16 protein-coding genes are annotated in these 17,682 nt (G+C 65.9%); 5 read left to right on the top strand and 11 right to left on the bottom strand.

Annotation, left to right across the window (positions count from 1 at the left end; all coding sequences use genetic code 11):
* The first annotated feature begins 36 nt into the window (after window positions 1-36).
* Window positions 37-366: a DMT family transporter gene (locus tag EWM63_RS18535; protein WP_130187857.1), complete on the top strand. Its 330-nt coding sequence runs from the start codon at window positions 37-39 to the stop codon at window positions 364-366.
* Between the two features lie 49 nt (window positions 367-415).
* Here EWM63_RS18535 and EWM63_RS18530 read toward each other — a convergent pair whose 3' ends face one another.
* The 3 genes from EWM63_RS18530 to EWM63_RS18520 are packed head-to-tail and all read right to left on the bottom strand — an operon-like array spanning window position 416 to window position 4,432.
* Entirely contained in the window at window positions 416-1,375 is a 960-nt protein-coding gene (locus tag EWM63_RS18530; protein ID WP_229487966.1) for a lysozyme inhibitor LprI family protein, read from the bottom strand.
* The gene (locus tag EWM63_RS18525) at window positions 1,375-2,241 is read right to left on the bottom strand and encodes a PhzF family phenazine biosynthesis protein (protein WP_130187855.1); all 867 of its coding nucleotides are present in this window, start codon (window positions 2,239-2,241) and stop codon (window positions 1,375-1,377) included. The genes EWM63_RS18530 and EWM63_RS18525 overlap by 1 nt, the downstream gene beginning before the upstream one ends.
* A gap of 49 nt (window positions 2,242-2,290) precedes the next feature.
* A complete protein-coding gene (locus tag EWM63_RS18520; RefSeq protein ID WP_130187854.1) occupies window positions 2,291-4,432 on the bottom strand; it encodes a metallophosphoesterase family protein in 2,142 nt (713 codons plus the stop codon).
* 98 nt (window positions 4,433-4,530) lie between these two features.
* Between EWM63_RS18520 and EWM63_RS18515 the strand changes: the two genes are divergently transcribed.
* Window positions 4,531-5,292, top strand: a complete 762-nt coding sequence (locus EWM63_RS18515) for an SDR family NAD(P)-dependent oxidoreductase (protein ID WP_130187853.1) — start codon at window positions 4,531-4,533, stop codon at window positions 5,290-5,292.
* 102 nt (window positions 5,293-5,394) lie between these two features.
* On the opposite strand, the gene EWM63_RS32075 is transcribed toward EWM63_RS18515, so the two are convergent.
* The 4 genes from EWM63_RS32075 to EWM63_RS18495 all read right to left on the bottom strand — a co-directional run bounded on the left by EWM63_RS32075 (window position 5,395) and on the right by EWM63_RS18495 (window position 9,701).
* Window positions 5,395-6,267 (bottom strand): BON domain-containing protein, encoded by an 873-nt coding sequence (locus tag EWM63_RS32075; protein ID WP_207221113.1) that lies wholly within the window; start codon window positions 6,265-6,267, stop codon window positions 5,395-5,397.
* A 99-nt stretch (window positions 6,268-6,366) separates the two neighbouring features.
* Entirely contained in the window at window positions 6,367-7,080 is a 714-nt protein-coding gene (locus tag EWM63_RS18505; RefSeq protein ID WP_130187852.1) for a hypothetical protein, read from the bottom strand.
* Between the two features lie 266 nt (window positions 7,081-7,346).
* On the bottom strand, window positions 7,347-9,041 hold the full coding sequence (locus EWM63_RS18500) for a DUF8614 domain-containing protein (RefSeq protein WP_130187851.1): 1,695 nt from the start codon (window positions 9,039-9,041) through the stop codon (window positions 7,347-7,349).
* A gap of 60 nt (window positions 9,042-9,101) precedes the next feature.
* Window positions 9,102-9,701 (bottom strand): short chain dehydrogenase, encoded by a 600-nt coding sequence (locus EWM63_RS18495; RefSeq protein ID WP_130187850.1) that lies wholly within the window; start codon window positions 9,699-9,701, stop codon window positions 9,102-9,104.
* A 97-nt stretch (window positions 9,702-9,798) separates the two neighbouring features.
* On the opposite strand from EWM63_RS18495, the gene EWM63_RS18490 reads away from it, so the two are divergent.
* Complete coding sequence (locus EWM63_RS18490) at window positions 9,799-10,680, top strand: LysR family transcriptional regulator (RefSeq protein WP_130187849.1); 882 nt, start codon at window positions 9,799-9,801, stop codon at window positions 10,678-10,680.
* A 36-nt stretch (window positions 10,681-10,716) separates the two neighbouring features.
* Here the strand turns inward: EWM63_RS18490 and EWM63_RS18485 are convergent, their stop codons facing one another.
* Window positions 10,717-11,352, bottom strand: coding sequence for an NAD(P)H-dependent oxidoreductase (locus EWM63_RS18485; RefSeq protein WP_130187848.1), 636 nt, complete (start codon window positions 11,350-11,352; stop codon window positions 10,717-10,719).
* A gap of 99 nt (window positions 11,353-11,451) precedes the next feature.
* On the opposite strand from EWM63_RS18485, the gene EWM63_RS18480 reads away from it, so the two are divergent.
* Window positions 11,452-12,369: a LysR family transcriptional regulator gene (locus tag EWM63_RS18480; protein WP_130187847.1), complete on the top strand. Its 918-nt coding sequence runs from the start codon at window positions 11,452-11,454 to the stop codon at window positions 12,367-12,369.
* Between the two features lie 8 nt (window positions 12,370-12,377).
* Here the strand turns inward: EWM63_RS18480 and EWM63_RS18475 are convergent, their stop codons facing one another.
* Genes EWM63_RS18475 through EWM63_RS18465 form a run of 3 tightly spaced genes read right to left on the bottom strand, consistent with a single transcriptional unit; the run spans window position 12,378 to window position 16,655 of the window.
* Entirely contained in the window at window positions 12,378-13,841 is a 1,464-nt protein-coding gene (locus tag EWM63_RS18475; protein WP_130187846.1) for an efflux transporter outer membrane subunit, read from the bottom strand.
* A 24-nt stretch (window positions 13,842-13,865) separates the two neighbouring features.
* The gene (locus EWM63_RS18470; protein WP_130187845.1) at window positions 13,866-15,485 is read right to left on the bottom strand and encodes a DHA2 family efflux MFS transporter permease subunit; all 1,620 of its coding nucleotides are present in this window, start codon (window positions 15,483-15,485) and stop codon (window positions 13,866-13,868) included.
* 12 nt (window positions 15,486-15,497) lie between these two features.
* A complete protein-coding gene (locus EWM63_RS18465; protein WP_130187844.1) occupies window positions 15,498-16,655 on the bottom strand; it encodes an HlyD family secretion protein in 1,158 nt (385 codons plus the stop codon).
* Window positions 16,656-16,886: 231 nt separating this feature from the next.
* On the opposite strand from EWM63_RS18465, the gene EWM63_RS18460 reads away from it, so the two are divergent.
* Window positions 16,887-17,549: a TetR/AcrR family transcriptional regulator gene (locus EWM63_RS18460; RefSeq protein ID WP_130187843.1), complete on the top strand. Its 663-nt coding sequence runs from the start codon at window positions 16,887-16,889 to the stop codon at window positions 17,547-17,549.
* The last annotated feature ends 133 nt before the right edge of the window (window positions 17,550-17,682 follow it).

The following is a 17,682-nucleotide window of genomic DNA, read 5'->3' as shown; positions in this document are numbered from 1 at the left end:
ATGCTAGAGTGAGGTTTTCCCTGCAAGGACCCCGCAATGAACTGGTTGTACCTGGCTATCGCCATCGTGGCTGAAGTGATCGCCACCTCGGCGCTGAAGGTTTCCGAAGGCTTCACGCGCCCGCTGCCTTCCGTGCTCGTGGTGGCCGGCTACGGCATCGCGTTTTACCTGCTGTCGCTGACGCTGCGCACAATCCCCATGGGCGTGGTCTATGCGATCTGGTCCGGAGCCGGCATCGTGCTGATCACGCTGGCCGGCTACTTCCTGTACAAGCAGCGGCTCGACCTGCCGGCACTGGTCGGCATCGGCCTGATCGTCGCCGGCGTGCTCGTCATGCAGCTGTTCTCGAAGACGACATCGCACTGACGGCGGCGCCTGGTTTCAGCCACCTAGTTCAGCCACTTAGTCCAGCCACTCAGTCCAGCCACTCCTGCAGGCTTGCCGTGCGGCGCGTGGTCAGCCGCGCCTTCCATGCGGCAGCCGGCACCGATGGATAACGCGCCTGTGCAAACGCGGTCCACGCATCGCGGTAGGCGATCCAGCTGCGCTGGGTCATGCGGATATCCGGCTTCGTCACGGTGGAATATCCAATGCGCCCCTCGGCGTCGGCCGGCAGCGCCATGACCTTGCGATAGACGTCGTTGAGCGCCTTGTCGGCGGTGGCGAACGCAGCCTCGGTCGCGGAAGGCAGCTTGCCGCTTTCGGCGGCGCGCAGGTCGGCCAGCAATGCATCCTGGACTGCCGACTCTGCGCCGATCACCATCGCGGCACGCGCCGTGCCGGAAAGGTCCGTTTCAAGCCTGCCCACGTTCTCCGCGAACGCATCGGTGGCCTTGCGCAGCGCCGCGAAACGTGCCTGCTGCGCGGCGGTGAACGATGCGCCCAGCCTGGCCAGCGCGGCATGCCGTTCAGCGCTGTCGCCATCCTCTTCGATGCCCGCACAGAAGCCCATCATCATGCCGCTGGTGATGTCGTCGCACAGGTCGAAAGGCTCGTTGTCCTTGCCGGCCTTGATCTGCTGCAGGTGCGCGATGCGGCCTTCCAGTTCGGCCTTCGCGCCGTCGACGCGGCACGCATGCCCGATCGCGCGGTCGACGTCGCGCGGCACGCCATGGCCATTCGCATGCAGCATCATCAGCACCGCATCGTTGCGGTCCTGCACGGCGCAGCGATGCACGGCCTGCCAGTCCGGCCTGGCGCTGCGCAGCGCCCCGTAGTATTTACCGATCGGATTGCAGCCCTCGTGGCCGGCGAAGATGCTGGGCAAGTCGGCATCCGATACATTCGCGGGACAGGCGGCCGGCGCCTCCCAGGCGCGGGCGTGGGCGCCGGCAGCGAGCAGCACCCCCGCAAGCAACAGCGACACGGCGCGCATCACGCCCCCTCCCCGATCAGCCGCGCCCGGCCGGAGACGCGCACCGCACTCCCCCGCCCCGGCAGCGCCTGCGCATGCAGCCGGCACGGCACGCCCATGTCCTCGCCCTGCACGATGTCGATGGCCGGTTCAGGCCAGCCGCTGTCGCGCAGGTAGGCGGCCAGTGCGGCAGCCGCGGCACCGGTTGCGGGATCTTCGTAGACACCGCCGGAAGCAAACGGATTGCGGGCGTGGAAGCGGCGCGGCGTTTCGGCATGCACGAGCGCGATCGTGGCCCAGCCTTCGCGCCGCATCAGTGCACGGCCCGCGGCAAGGTCGTAGCGCATCGCGGCCAATGCAGCGCGCGTTTTCAATGCCAGGATCAGGTGGCCCGCGCCGCCGTTCGCCAGCGCCGGGGCGATGCGTTCATCGAGGTCGGCATCGGTGTAGCCGAACAGCGCCAGCGCTTCGTCGACGATGGCCCGTGGCGCCGGGGTGCCGCTCGCAGGGGGCGAAACGAGGCTGGCGGCAATGGCGCCGCTTTCCACTTTGCTTTCCACGCTGACGCTGGCATGGTTGGTGCGCAGCGCGAACGTGCCCGGGCCGTGTTCCAGCGCCAGCACGGCGCCGAGCGCGATCGTTGCGTGGCCGCAGAACGGCACCTCGGATTCGGGGGAGAAATAGCGCACCCGCCAGCCCGCTGCCGCACCTTCGCCATCGGGGGCGGCGAACACCGTCTCCGAATAGCCGATCGCGGCGGCGACCCGCTGCATGTCCGCTTCGGCGGGCAGCACCGCGCCGGTCCATACGCCGGCGGGATTGCCGCCGTGCTCACCACCGCTGCCGCCGGCGCAGAACGCCGCCACCCGTTTCACTTCATCGATCATTGGCCATCCTCCTGGGCAGCCAGTATACCCGCCGTTTTTGCGTTGCAGGTCAGTTGAACGTGAGCGCTGCGCTTTCGGCGTTGCTGACCTTTTTGCCTTTCAGGTCGATCGTGAAGTGGCCGCTCGGCTTGGCCGAACCGAGGCCCCGGAAGATGCCGAAGACCGCCTTGAACTGGTTCTGGAACGCCACATGCACGGGATTCTGGTCGGACAGCTGGCCACCGCTCATCGCGATCGGCGCCGGCGCGGCCGGGAACGCGCCCATCAGCACCTTGTACTGGCTCACCCGCTCCTGGCCCATGTCGCGCAGCGCCAGCTCCCCGGCATACGCGGTGCGGTGGAAGTCGCCATAAAAGTCGTAGGCGGTGATCCTGGCAAAGCTGGCCAGCGTGAGGCCGGCCGCGCTGGCCAGCCTGTCCGCTTTCGTGGTGGCCGCGGCCCAGTCGGCGGCAAGCTGGCTGGCGGGCACGCCATCGCTGCCGGCGGTGCCCTTCGCGGCGCAGCCCGCGGTCAGGGGCAGCACGCCCGGCACGTCCTTCAGCTGGGCCAGCGTGACCTTCGTCTGCAGTTGCGACAGGATCAGCATCTGGCGACCGTCCAGGCTCATCGCCGCTTCCTTCATTTCGCAGGGCCAGTATTCGTCCATGAAGCGCAGGCGCGACAGCTCGCCGAAATAGTAGCGCGTGAATTCGCCATACGATTGCGTATCGAGCACGGTGCGGTTCCAGCGTTTGGGGCTGCCCTGCAGCTGGTCGTATTCGACCTGGTAGTGCGGGAACAGTTCGTTGAAGCGCGGTACCGCGTTCAGCGGCACGGTCTGCACATCGATCGTGTCCTTGTCCTTGTACGCGACGATCTTGTACGACGCGCCATAGACGGCCAGCGAAGGCGACTGCACGTTGACGAGGAAGTTGCCGTTCGCATCCGTGGTGTCGTTGGTGCCGTTGAAGTGCATGTGGCCGCCCACGTGCAGCGGGATGCCGGTGGCGGCCACCGCGGCCGTGGTCGCCGCTTCGGGCACGCGCGCGGTCTGGAAGGCACCCGGCTTGAACACGGCTTTCATCGCGCCCGTCTGGTTCGCGTAGAAATCCATCGTGGGGTAATGCGAGAACGCCATCAGCTGCTTGCCTTGCGCCCTGGCCCGCTCGTTGACGGACTTGATCCACGCCATCAGGTGCTGCTTGTGCGTGAGTACCTTGTTCCAGCCGGCGTTGCCGGCGCCATCGAAGCCCTTGAAATTCTTCGGGTTGGCCGGGTCGAAGTTCCCGTTCGGGACAAACACGTTGGCGTCGATCGCCAGCAGCCACAGGCCCTTCACGGGTTCCACCAGGTAGCTGGCGTCGACGATGCTGGTGCACTTCGTGTACGAGCGGCCCAGCCTTGTCTCGCCCGCCGCCTTGTACGTGCCGCCGGTGCCTTCGGCGCAGATCTCGAAGTGGCGGTTGGCCAGCGCCGCCTGGGTGCTTGCCTGGTCATAGTTATACGCGCCGCCGTACCTGCTGAACGGCGTTTCCCAGTACACGTCGGCCCGGTTCGGCATGAAGCCATGCTCGCCGAGCTTAACCAGCAGCTTCTCGTAGCCCTGCTCCATCAGCTGGTCGGTGCAGACTACCGTGGGATCCTTGGCCTTGCAGGCTGCGTTGCCGGTGGCGTATACCTTCTGTTCCTTGCCGTCCTTCGTCAGGAAATCGTTCTTGCCCGCCTCGTTGTCGTCATGCGGCTCGTTCGGATCATGGTTGCCCGGCGCCAGGAAGAAGCGCATGCCCTTGCCCTGGTATTCCTTCAGGATCTCCGCGATGCCATCGATGTTGATCGGTTGCGCGTCGTCCGAATAATCGCCCGGCAGCGCCACGTGGCGGATACCCTTTGCATAGGCGTCGTCCAGCGCGGCGCGGAACGCAAAGTAGTTTTCGTTGAACAGCCGGGTCGACGTCAGCTGCGCATACATGGTGCGGATCGTCGCGTTCCTGCCATCCTTCGTGGGAATGCCGGCGAACTGCGTGCTCTTGAAATCGCCATACACGTTCTCGAAGTGCACGTCCGTCATGAATGCCACCGCCGGCGTGGCGACCGGCGCTTCCGGCACGGCCTGCGGCGGGGCGGTACCGGTGCCGCGATCATGATCGTTATCGCTGCCGCAGGCGGACAGCAGGGCCAGCGCCAGGGCGGCGCCGTACGCGCGAGGGTGCATGTAATACTCCGGTCGGATAAAGGCCGCCATGATCCCACCGGAATTTGACCGGATCATGACAGTGGCTTCCATTCAGAAAGTCCCATCGAGGAGGCTCCATGGATTCTTCCACTGAATTTTCATCCCGCGTGGCGCTGGTGACGGGCGCCGCGACAGGTATCGGCGAACAGGTCGCCCGGCGGCTGCATGCCGGCGGCGCGGCGGTTACCGTCGCCGGGCATGACGGCGCGGCGCTGGAACGGTTGCGCCGCGAACTCGACCCGGGCGGCGGGCGCGTACTGGCGATCGAAGCCGACGTGCGCGACGAAGAGGCCGTGCGCGAGGTGGTGCGCCGCACGGTCGACACCTTCGGCGCGCTTCACCTGGCCGTCAACAATGCGGGCTTGACGGGGCCCCATGACACGCCGCTCGAAGCGTTGTCGCTCGATACCTGGAACACGGTCATCGGCACCGACCTGACGGGGATCTTCCTCAGCCTGAAGGCGGAGTTGCCGGCCATTGTCGCAGCGGGCGGCGGCGCGGTCGTCAACCTGTCGTCCGCCAACGGGATCGTCGGCGTGGCCGGCATTGCCGCCTACACGGCCGCGAAACACGGCGTGCTGGGATTGACCCGGGCCGCGGCGCTCGAATACGCGGACAAGAACGTGCGCATCAACGCCATCGGCCCCGGTTACGTGGCCACGCCACGCATGCTGGAATCGCCCGGTGAAGTACTCGATGCCATGGCCGCATCGCATCCACTGCAACGCCTGGCCACCCGCGAGGAAGTCGCCGAGTTCATCGCGTTCCTGCTGTCGGAGCGGGCCTCGTTCTGCACCGGCGGCTTTTATGCGGTCGACGGCGGCTATACCGCGCGCTAGGCGGAGCGGGGGACGGCCAGAAAAGACCGAAAACAGGTCCGAAAAAAAGGCCCGCCTGAGAGGCGGGCCAGACCGGAGATGCTGAAATCAGCTGGTTGACGCTTATTTCTTGACCTGGATCGAGCTCTTCACGTCCGTCACGCCCTGCACGCCCTTGGCCAGTTCGACGGCGCGGTCAGCCTCGGCCTTCGATGGCACGAAGCCACTCAGCATCACGACACCTTTCTGGGTTTCCACGTGCACGTCCATCGCCTTCACGGTCTTGTCGGCGGCCATGTCGGCTTTCACTTTCGCGGTGATCATCGTGTCCGACATCGCAGCCTGTGCGGTGCCGGCGGCGCCGGCGGTCTTCTCTTTCGCAGAATGTGCCATGTCAGCCGTTTTTTCCTTGGCGTTGGCGGCCATGTCGGAAGCTTTGTCACGGGCATTCGCGGTGGCGGCGGCGGTGCGGTCGCCGGCACGGTCCAGGGCGGCCTCGGTACGGTCGCCTGCGCGGTCGGCGGCAGCGGCGGTACGATCGCGCACGTCGGCGGCGGTACCGGCCACGGCGGCGCCCGTGCCGTTATCGACCAGCACGGCGGTGCGGCCATCGCCGGCCATCGTCGATGCCATATTGGCCTTCATCGAGCGGGCCTGGGCCTGGCAGGAATCCTTGGCGTTGCCGCTCAGGTCGTCGCATTTCTCCTGGGCCAGTTCGAACTTGGCCTCGGCCAGCTTGCGATCGGCGCGGGCCAGTTCGTTGCCGGTGTTCTTGTGCTTGGCCACGGCGTCGCGTTCTGCCTGGGCCTGTGCGACCTTGGCTTCTTCTTCGCACACGTCCTGGGCGTTATCCTTCAGCTTCTCGCAGCGGTCCTTGGCGGCCTTGTAGTTGGCTTCAGCCTTGTCGTGCGCTGCCTTGTAGGCCGAGTTGTTCGCGGTCTGGGCGGTGGCGAATGCGCTGACCAGTGCCAGCGTGATGAATGCGGCTTTTTTCATGATAGTCCCCTTAGGATGGTTGGCACGAACGATTAAACGCTACCGCAGCCCATCCTTCTGTGCGCAGCCGAACACAGACTGGAACTTGTTGTCGATTTGTTACTCAGGCACGAGCAAGCCCTTGCTCCACAATGCGGTAGCCTGCTCGAATGGACCGGCAGCCGCGGCAAACACGCCGCCGTGCGGCGCCAGTTGAAGCCAGGCCCGCGTGTCGTGTGAACCATGGCTGGCAGGCTGGTCGTCACGCACCTTGCGCATCCAGCCATATACATGGCCATACTGGGCGGGATGACGCCACTGCGTCCATGCCAGGGCCACCAGGTCGGAAAAGCCTTCTTCGCGGCGCGTTTCCCGCATCTGTTTCGACAGCTCCAGCAACTCCGGCGTGGCGGCGATTTCCTGCCCTGCCTCGGTGAAACCGGCCGGCAGCGCATGCCAGTGTCCTCGCGCGATGCGCCAGCAATGGCCTACCTCGTGCGCCGCCATGGCCTCGATCAAAATATCGCGCTGGTCGTCCACCACGTCGGCCAGGATCGTTTCCGCATTCGGATTGCCCCGCATCGACAGCACCATCTTGCAGCGCCCGTCGGCAAACCCCATCGCCAGCGGCACGTCGTTCGGGCCCGCTTTCGGCTGCACGATGATATCGATGGGCAGGTTCAAGGTCTTCGCATAGGCGAGCACGGGGGCGGCGGCGGCCAGCCAACGGGTTTCCAGCGTGGTGAGCTGGGCGGCAAAGGCGGACGTCGCGGACAGCGAAAGCAGCAGTGCAGTGACGGCGGCGCGGGCAGGGATAAAGGAAAACGTCGGCATGAATTTCTCCATCGGGAAGAATTACTATACATGCCGTACGGAAATTTGTTACCGGGAAATCCGGGCTGTTACAAAATATTTCCTTACTGAAATTTACAAGTTTGCACGAAGCGTAATGGCTCTTGCGGCCCGACATAGTGGTCTTAACATTGGGCAATATGAATGTTGCCATGTGCTGACCAGGTTTGAGATTTCGCAAAGCAATGCGGGAATGCGCAACAGATAGCGCAAGTGACTGGCAGGCCAGTGGCCTGCCATGGGAAGGTTCAGTTCGCCAGCAGTGTCGCGGCCGTCGGGAACGCCGGGCGGATATCGTTCGGGATCGCCTTCATCCGGTCCAGCGCGCGGGCGATTTCAGGCCGGATCACCACGTACCTGGCCATCATGTCCCTGGCGCGGGCGTAGTCGCCAGTGGCTTCGATCGTCAGGAATTCACGGTCGAGATCGGTAATGGCCTGGCGGATCTTCGTGAAATCCACGGAGAACGTGCCATCGGCATGGGCGACGAAGCCGCCCTTGTCCAGCAGGTAGTTGACCTGGATCGCCATGCCGCGTGCATGCGAGCTGGACAGGCCGAAATGCAGCGTGCGGAAAGCTGATGCCAGGAACGTCGTATACAGCTTGCGTTCGGCCGCTTCCCCCTGCCCCAGTATGCTTTTCAGCTGGCCCTTTTCCATCATGGTCGCCAGCGCGTACAGGCCCGTCACGTCGGCCTTGGCTTCCTCGATCGTCGAATACGTGTCCTTCAGGTCCTGGCGCGGTGTCGACTTGCCGCCCTGCGTACTGTGGGGGCCCAGGCCGTGCGTGATCTCATGCGCCAGGATGTGGGTGAAGAAGGAATTGAAATCCAGGTCCTGCTGGTCCTGCGGCCGCAGCACCATCCGCGCGATCGGCGTCAGCGTGGCCTTGAACTTCGCCTCCTGCACGTTTTTCAGCATCACCCGCTTGGAACCGCGCTGGCTGATGATGCGTTCGTCGTTCGGCAGGTTGTAGGCGGCCGTCTGCACGCCCATATTGCCGTCGCCGGCGCCGAACACCTGGTTGACGACGACCATCGGCGCCACCGCCCCCACTTTCGGATTGCGATACTGCGGATCGAGCGGCAGGCTGTCCTCGATTTCCTGCATGTGCCTGGCGAAGAATTCCAGCTTCGCCGTCTCGGCCTCGTCGCGGATGCTGACATACGCTTCGAATGCGGCCTTGTAGCCGAACAGCTCGTCGTTATAGGTCTCGTAGGGGCCGATCGTCACGTCAACCGCCGAATCGAGGTCCATCCACGCGAAGTCGGACGGTAGATAATCGTTCGACAGGAAGGCGTCCGCGCGCAGGGTGAGGAATTTCTTCAGCGATGCGTTATCGGTGGCGGCCGCCGCCTCCCTCAGCAGCGCCGCCAGCTTCGTGAGTTCGGGCCGGTATTCGTCGGCATAGTTCACCGTGCGGAACTTGCCGTCCTTGCCGGCGCGGATCGTCGTGAAGAACCACTGGGCCTGCTGCTTATCCGCTGGCGGCAGGCCGTTCATCCATTGTTCGAGCGATTGCTTCGTGGCGCCGGCCGGGTAGAAATTCGCGCCTTCCGGCTTCTTGGCCGGGATGGCGATGCCACTGATGCGCGCGGGCAGGAACGAGGCGTTGCCGTCCAGGTTCGACCATGGGCCCTTGTTCAGCCAGAAGTAATCGGCGCGCGCCTTGCCAAGCGGCGTCGCGTCCTTTTTCAGCGCGGCCCACAGCGCCTCGTTGTGCACCCAGCGCTGGCGCAGTTGCAGCGTGTCGATGACCTGCGCCGCCTCGATCAGCTTCGCGATCGCCTTGCGGTCGCCGGCCGACAGCTTCGACGTATCGGCCTTCAGCTCGACGGGCGCGAACCGCTGCGTCATCCGGTTCAATTCGGCCACACCGGGCGGCGCCGCCATCGCCGTCGCGGCCGACACGGCCAGTACCATCGGGAGCAGGAGATTCTTCATGCGCGTTTCCTCGGGTAGAAAGAAGCGCCCATTGTAAGCCCGGCATGCCGGCGCCCGGCATCAGTAGACGCGGTACACCTTGCCCGTTTCCGGCCCGTCCACGCTGCGTTCGTATGCGAGCGCGACGCGCTTGCCGTCGGCGGACTCGAAGCCCGGGAACAGGTGTCCGTACAGCGGCACGGATTCCGTCAGCACCGTGGGGGCAACGACATTGATGCGCACGCCACGCGCGAGATCCAGCGCGGCACCGGCGACGAATCCTTCCAGCCCGAGGTTGACGGCCATCGCATTGGCGCCATGGCGGATGGCGTGGTAGGCGTCGATGCCGGACGTCAGCGTGATCGAGCCGCCGTCGTTCAAGGCGTGCTGCGCGGCGAGCGCCACGTGCACCTGCCCCATCAGCTTGCTGTCCAGGCCTGTGCGGAACTGCTCGGGCGTCATGTCCGGGAATGGTCCCAGGTGCAGGCCGCCGGCGGCAACGACCACGCCATCCACGGGGCCGGTGCGCGCGAACAGGGCCTGCACGCTGGCGTAATCCTCGATCGCCACCTGCTGCTGCCCGCTGGAACGCCCGGCGGAAATGATGTCGTGCCGTTGCCCCAGCCGTTCCGCGACGGCCTTGCCGATAGTGCCTGCCGCGCCGATGACGATGATCTTCATGTCTGCTCCTTTTGCTTGAGTGAGCAGCCAGTATCGTCCCTGTCTTCTGAAGAATAAATGCGCTAGTATGACGGATATTACAAACCCAGGGTTCGCAATGGACAAGCTGCGCAGTATGGAAGTGTTCGTCGCCGCTGTCGACGCCGGCAGTTTCACCGCGGCGGCCGAGCGCTGCGCGATGTCGCCCGTGATGGTGGGCAAGCACATCCGCGCACTGGAACAGATGCTGGGCGCGGCACTGCTGGCCCGCACCACGCGGCGCCAGGCGCTGACGGAAATCGGCCGGCGCTACGCCGAGCAGTGCCGCGCGATCCTGGCGCAAATCGGCGAAGCGGAATCGGTGGCCGAGGCGATGCGGGCGGCGCCGCGCGGCCTGGTCAGGGTGACCGCGCCGGTATCGTTCGGCGCCCAGTGGCTCAGCCCGGCAATCACCGGCTACCTGGCACGCTATCCGGACGTGGCGGTGGACTTGAGCCTGAGCGACCGCACCGTGGACCTGGTGGAGGAAGGTTTCGATCTTGCCGTGCGCATCGGGCCTCTGCCCGATTCCACGCTCGTGGCGCGGCCCCTGGCACCCTATGCGATGGCGATCTGCGCCGCCCCTGATTACCTGGCCAGGCACGGCACGCCGTGCACGCCGGCGGACCTGGAACACCACGAGTGCCTCGAATTCACGGGCTGGCTGCCGCAGGCAAGGTGGAAGCTGAAGGGAGAAGTGGATGGCCGCCTGGTGCGGCCGGGACGCTTTCGCGCGAACAGCACGGCCGCATTGCGGATGGCCGCGCTGAACGGCTTCGGCATCGTGATGCAGGCGGAACGCATCCTGGCCGACGACATCGCCGCAGGCCGGCTGGTTCCCCTGTTGCGCGACTGGCTGCCGGCGCCCCGCCCGATGCACCTCGTGTACTCGCGCGACCGGCGCGCCACGCCGAAGCTGACGACGTTCGTCGGCTACCTGCTGGAGCGCTTCGGCCCGTGATCGTGCAGGCCGGCTTCGCCCGGGTGCGGGTGCTGCTTACGCGACTTCGGTAACGAACTGCTCGCGCGGGCGGCGCACTTTCGGCAGGTTGACGAGCCAGTCGCCCTCCTCGGCGCGATAACCGAGCGGCAGCATCGCCACGCTCTTCAGGCCACGGGCATGCAGGCCGAGGATGTCGTCCACGGCGGCCGGGTCGAAGCCTTCCATCGGCACGCTGTCCACTTCCTCGAACGCGGCCGCGATCAGCGCCGCGCCCAGGCCCAGGAAGGCCTGCCGGGCGGTATGGCTGAAGTTCACGTCGGCGCCGCGCTGCGGGTACGTGGCGAGCAGCTGCTGGCGATAGGCTTCCCAGCCTTCGTTGCGGAAACCGCGCACGTCGTTCGTGTAGTCGAACATCTGGTTGATGCGCTCGGGCGTGTAGTCGTCCCATGCGGCGAACACGAGCAGGTGCGAACCGTCGACGACCTGCTGCTGGTTCCACGCCACCTCGGCGATGCGCTTGCGGATGGCCGGGTTCGTCACGAGCAGGATCTCATACGGCTGCAGGCCGCTGGACGTGGGCGCCAGGCGGGCCGCCTCGATGATGCGCTCGACCTTGTCCGCCGGCACCGGGCGGCTCGGGTCCATCTTCTTGGTGGCATAGCGCCACTGCAGTTTTTCCAGTAATGGCATGGTTGATTTTCCTTTGTGGGTGAATGAAGCCATTGTATTTTTCGCCGAAGCGCCGATAAACTGGCTCATCGACAAATCATCTGTTCTTGAAAGGTAAAAATGGCGCGCCGTTTCGATCACCTGGCCGACGTGGAGGCATTGCTGCGCGTCGTCGACGAAGGTTCGCTGACGAATGCCGCCGTTGTGCTCGGCACCACGCCCTCGGTGCTCAGCCGCGCCATCGCCCGCCTGGAAGCGCGGCTTGGCACGCAGCTGTTGCGCCGCACGACGCGCAGCCAGGGGCTGACGGACGCCGGCCGCCTCTACGTGGACGAGGCGCGCCAGGCTTTCGCGCTGGTCGAGAAAGCCGAGCAGGCCATCAGCGGCAGCGCGCCGCACGAGGAACTGGCCGGCCGCGTGCGCCTCAGCGTGCCCACCAGCTATGCCCACTGCCGGCTGGCGCCCATGCTGGCCACGTTCGCCCATCGCCATCCGCGCGTGCACGTGGAACTGAACATCACGAACCGCAACGTGGACCTGGCGGCCGAAGGCTACGACGCGGCGATCCGCTCCGGCCCGCTGCCGGACAGCAGCATGGTCGCCCGCAAGCTCGAGGACGGCGCGATGATCCTCGTGGCCTCGCCCGGCTACGTGCGCACCGCCGGCCCGCTCGAGACGTTCGACGACCTGCGGCGCCAGCGCTGCATCGCCTTCGTGCGCCCCAGCACGGGGCGCGTGATCCCGTGGATGCTGCGTGTCGAAGGCAAGGACGTCGACTGGCCGCCCACGCCGGCCATCACCGTGTCCGACGACGTGATGGGCGTCGTCACGCTGGCCGCGCAGGGCCTCGGCATCACGATCTGCGCGGAGCTGATGGCCACCGAAGCCATTGCCGCGGGCCGGCTCGTGCCGGTGCTGCCCGCGCTGTCCGGGCGCATGCGCGCCTTTTCGCTCATCTATGCGCCGCACCGCGGCCTCTCCCCCGCCGCGCGGGCACTGATCGAGTGGCTGGCCGGGGAAACCGCGCAACGCACGTAGCGCGGCGGTTATGGCCGCGGCGCCTGTGCCAGCTGCGCGAGCCTGCCTTCCGGCTGCCAGCCGGCACCCAGCGCGCGTGCCACCGACACGGCGGCCAGCAGGCGCTGCGTGTCGATCTGCGCGGCGGCCCGGTCGGCGGCCAGGGCGCTGCGCTGCGCATCCGTCACGTCCAGGTAGGTGGACAGGCCGCGCTCGTAGCGGGCGCGCGCCACCTGGTAGGCGCGACCGGCCGCCTCGCGCGATACCGCCTGCGCCTTGCCCTGCCGCTCGCGCTGCTGCACGTCGGACAGCGCATCCTCCACTTCGCGCAATGCGGTCAGCAGGCGGCCCTGGTGGTTCGCCACCGCTTCGTCGTAGCGCGCCTGCGCGGCCGCCAGGTTGGCCTTGTTGCGGCCACCATCGAGCACCGGCAGCGACAGCGCCAGCGGCCCGAAGCTGAACTGGCGCGAGCCGCCCTTGGCGATCTCGGACAGGCTCTCGGAGGCAAAGCCGAAATTGCCGGTCAGGCTCAGCGTGGGGTACAGCGCGCCCTCGGCCACGCCGATGTTCGCATTGGCCGCCTTCAGCGTGGCCACGCTTTGCGCCAGGTCGGGCCGTTGCGCCAGCAGGCTGGCCGGCAGGCCCACGGGGATTGCCGGCGGCCGCGGCAGGCCGGCGTCGCCGGTCGCCGCTGCCAGCACGGTCGACGATGGCGATGCGCCCAGCAGCACGGCCAGGCCATGTTCCAGCGTGTTGCGCTGGCGCTGCGCTTCTTCCAGGTCGGCTTCGGCATTGGCGCGTTCGATCTTCGCGCGCGACGTATCGAGTTCGTTCGACAGGCCGGCATCGAAGCGCGCGTTCGCCAGTTCCTCCGTTTCGCGGCGCGTATCGAGTGCGCCGCGCAGGATGCCGATTTCCGCATCGAGTCCGCGCAGTTCCCAGTAGGTCGTCGCGATCTGCGACGTCAGCAGCAGCATCACGCCATCGCGGTCGGCCTGCGCCGCCAGCGCCTGCGCGTCGGCTGCCTCCACGGCACGGCGTACGCGGCCCAGCAAGTCGAGCTCGTAGGAGAACGACGAGCCGATCGCGTAGTTGTTGCCGGCGACGGCGCGGCGGCCCTGCGCGATGCCCTGCGCCGCATTGGCCGACGTGCGCGTGTTCGAGACACCGGCGCTGACGTTCAACTGCGGCCGTTCGCTGGCGCGGGTGACGCCCAGTTGCGCCTCGGCCTGCAGCAGCCGCTGCGCGGCCGCCTTCACGGTCGGGCTGCCGGCCAATGCCTGCTGCTCCAGCCGGTTCAGCGTTTCGTCGCCGAACACGCTCCACCATTCTTGCGGAAGCCGCGCGGCACTGTCCACGGCTTGCGGTGCATGGCGGAAGCCGGCATCGGCCGCATTGGCCGGCGCCTTGAAGTCGGTACCGACAGTGGCGCAGCCGGACAGGAACAGCACGGCGGAGGCCACCGCCACGGTAATGCTTTGCTTGATGAACATGGTCTTACCTCTTGTATATTGGTCTCAGTGCCCGCCGCCGCCGGCGCCCGATGGCGATTTCACCTTGTCCGACAGCCACAGGATGGCGATGCAGGACAGCAGGATGCCGCCGACGATGAAGAAGCCGTCGTTGTAGGCCATCACGAACGCTTCGCGCCGCACGATGCCGTCGATCGCCTTCAGGGCCTTGTCCGCCGCGTTGACCGGGTCGAAGCCCTGGCCGATGAAGGCCTGCGTCATCTGGTCGAGCCGCTGCTGCGTGGCCAGCGAATAGCTGGTGATCGATTCGCCCAGCCGAGCCGAGTGGAAGTGCTCGCGCGTCGACAGCGCGGTGGCCAGCAGCGCGATGCCGATCGAGCCGCCCAGGTTGCGCGTCATGTTGAACAGGCTCGAAGCCGATGGCATGTCCTTCGGCGCGATGCCGTTCATGGCGAAGTTCGACAGGGTCAGCATCACGAACGGCTGGCCCAGCGCGCGGATGATCTGCGACAGCATCAGCTGGTCGTAGCCCGTGCTCGCATCCATGTAGGCATTCATCAGGCACGAGCCGCCGAACAGCAACAGGCCGAACGAGCACAGGATGCGGTTGTCGATCCTGGCCGACAGCTTGGCCACGAACGGCATGATGAACAGCTGCGGCAGGCCCACCCACATGATCACTTCGCCGATCTGCATCGGTGAATAGCCGGCGATCTGGCCGAGGAACAGCGGCAGCAGGAACGACGAGCCGTACAATCCCATGCCCATCACCGCCGATAGCACGGTGGCGACCAGGAAGTTGCGCTGGCCATACAGGCCGAGGTTGACGAACGGCTGCTCGCGCATTGCGCTGGTGACGACCCAGCCCAGCAGGCCGACCAGCGCCATCGCGGCGAAGGCGATGATGAAGCCGGAATCGAACCAGTCCTTGCTGTTGCCCTCTTCCAGGAAAATGGTCAGGCTCGCCAGGCCCAGCGCCATGAAGCCGATGCCCAGCCAGTCGGCATTCCACAACTGGTCGAGGTGCCACTTTTCCTTGTCCAGGCCATAGGCGATGCCCGCCATCAGCAGCACGCCCGGCACCCAGTTGATGTAGAAGATCGATGGCCAGCCGTACAGTTCGGAGAGATAGCCGCCCAGCGTTGGGCCCATGGCCGGCGCCAGCGTGGCCGTCAGGCCGAACATCGCCATGCCGGCCGCCCGCTTCGACGGCGGCAGCTTGGTCATCACCAGCGTCATCGCCATCGGGATCAGTGCGCCGCCGGTGAAACCCTGCGCCATGCGGAAGGCGATCATGCTTTCCAGGTTCCACGCAAAGCCGCACAGCGTGGAAAACACGAGGAACAATCCGGTGGTGCCCAGCATGTAGCCGCGCAGCGAGAACACGCGCGTCAGCAGGGCCGTCAGCGGAATGACGACGATCTCGGCCACCAGGTAGGCAGTGGAAATCCACGAGCCCTCTTCCTGCGTGGCCGACAGCGAACCCAGGATGTCCTTCAGCGACGAGTTGGTGATCTGGATATCCAGCACCGCCATGAAGGCGCCCAGCATGCCGGCGGCCACCGCGATCCACGTGCGGCCGGATACCGCGCCGCTGGCCTGGCCATAGGCCGGCGCGCCCGGCAGGCCGCCGCCCAGCGCCTGCGTGCTTGTCTGCGTGCTCATTGCAGCTTCCGGTTAGCGGACTTGCGTGCCGGCTGGCGATGCGGCCTGTGCATGCTGCGGCGCTTCGTCGCCGATCGCCACCTCGGCGATCACCGACATGCCCGGCACGAGACGGCCGGCCAGCGCCTTGCGGTCTTTCTCGTCCAGCGTGATCTTCACCGGCACGCGCTGCACGATCTTCGTGAAGTTGCCGGTGGCGTTATCGGCCGGCAGCAGCGCGAACTGGTTGCCGGAGGCGGGCGAGAAGCTGTCCACGCGGCCCGTCAGTTCCCTGCCCGGCAGCGCGTCGACGCTGATGTGCACGGGCTGGCCCACGTGCATGTCGGCCAGTTGCGTTTCCTTGAAGTTCGCGGTAATCCACACATTGTCCTGCACCAGCGCGGTCAGTTGCTGGCCGGGCGACACGCGCTGGCCCACTTCGATGCTGCGCTTGCCGACACGGCCGCTCACCGGTGCGACGATGGTGTTGTAGGCAAGCTGCTGTTCGGCTTCCTTCAACTGCACTTTCAGCACGTCGATCTGCGCCTTCAGCACGTCGCGCGCGGACATCGCGGCGGCGATCTGCGCCTTTGCGGCACTGACACTGCCCTTGCGGGCCGCCAGGTCGGCCACGGCGCTGGCACGACCCGCATTGGCGGCATCGAGTTCCGCCTTCGACACGGCCTTCATCTGGCTCGTGTACAGCTGGCCATAGCGCTCGGCATCCTGGCTGGCGCGCACCAGCAGCGCTTCGGACTGCTTGACCTGGGCGGCGCTGGCACTGGCCTGGGCCTTTACCTGGGCTACCTGGGCATCGGCCTGCAGCACCTGCGTTTCCGCGCTGGCGATCTGGGCGCGGATCTGCTCCACCTTCACGCGCTGGTCGAACGGATCCAGCTCGGCGATCACGGCGCCCGCTTTCACGTACTGGTTATCGTCGATCAGCACTTTCGTGACGGTGCCGGCGATGCGCGACGAGACCGGGTGCACGTGGCCCGCCACGTAGGCGTTTTCCGTTTCCACGAAGTGCGCGCCGCGGTACCACATGCGCCCGCCCCCCGCGATGGCCGCGATGGCGATCAGGCCGGCCACGACCAGCACGCGACGGTTCGGCTTTTTCGCCGGCGCGGCCGCACGGGGAGTTGCCTGCGAGGTGGTGCCCAGCACTTGTTGTTCTGCCTGGTTGGACATGGAAAACGCTCCGAAAATGAAATGAGTTGAGCGCATTATTGGCCAAGGGCATCACGAAGTCAAGAAATGAAACGATTGCATTTCATTTCTGGGTAGAATAAAGTGGCGTCATCTGATAGCCTTCCGCGGCTGCTTGTTCAAGCCACCTTGTTCAAGCCACCCTTGTTCAAGCATCTTTTTCGATCCACTCTTCTTCATCCACCTTTCATCGATCCGCCCACCCTACTGCCTATGTCCGACGAGCACACTCCTGCCGACTCTCCCTGCCCGATCGCCCGCGGCGCCGGACGCCCGCGCGCCTGCGACGCGGAAGCCCGCACCCAGGAACTGATGAGCGCTGCTGCCGAGCTGTTCCTGGAAAAAGGTTATGCAAAGGTCAGCCTGGACATGATTGCCCGCCGTGCCCGCGTGGCCGTGCGCACGATCTACGTGAAATTCGGCGGCAAAAGCGGCCTGTTCCGTGAAATCCTGAAGTCCGGCCGCGACGTCTATTTCGAGTCGATGGAAGACCTGGAAACCACTTCGCGCCCGATCCGCGATGTCCTCGTCGACTTCGGCATGCGGGTGCATGAACTGATGTCGTCCGAGGGCGCCATCAAGCTGCACCGGATGGTGATCGCCGAAGCGCATCACGATCCCGAACTCGCCGAGGTCTTCTTCGAATCGGGTCCGCAGCAGACCCGCCTCGCACTGCAGCGCTATTTCTCGCGGGCGGACGTGCGCGCCCAATTGCGCGACCTCCCCGCGGAACAGCTTGCCGTGCATTTGATGAACTGCCTGATGGGCGACCTGCTGAAGCGCTACCTGTTTGCCTCGCACGCCCCTGTTTCGCACGGCAATGCCTCGCTTGTCGAAGGGCGCGTCGACCTCTTCCTGTACGGCGCCAAGGCTTGACACCCATGTGAAACTCATCTGGCGCTCACTTGACACATATGCGCCAGTAACTCATCCTTGGTGACCGTTGCTTGGTGCGGTACCGTACGGAGGGTATGCTGCCGTGAAGGGATACTAATGTCCTTAAGACTAT

The organism is Pseudoduganella lutea, from assembly GCF_004209755.1.
In the GTDB taxonomy this organism is placed as follows: Bacteria; Pseudomonadota; Gammaproteobacteria; order Burkholderiales; family Burkholderiaceae_D; genus Rugamonas; species Rugamonas lutea.
The sequence above is the reverse complement of the archived record's forward strand: the minus strand, read 5'-3'. Positions and strand labels throughout refer to the sequence as shown.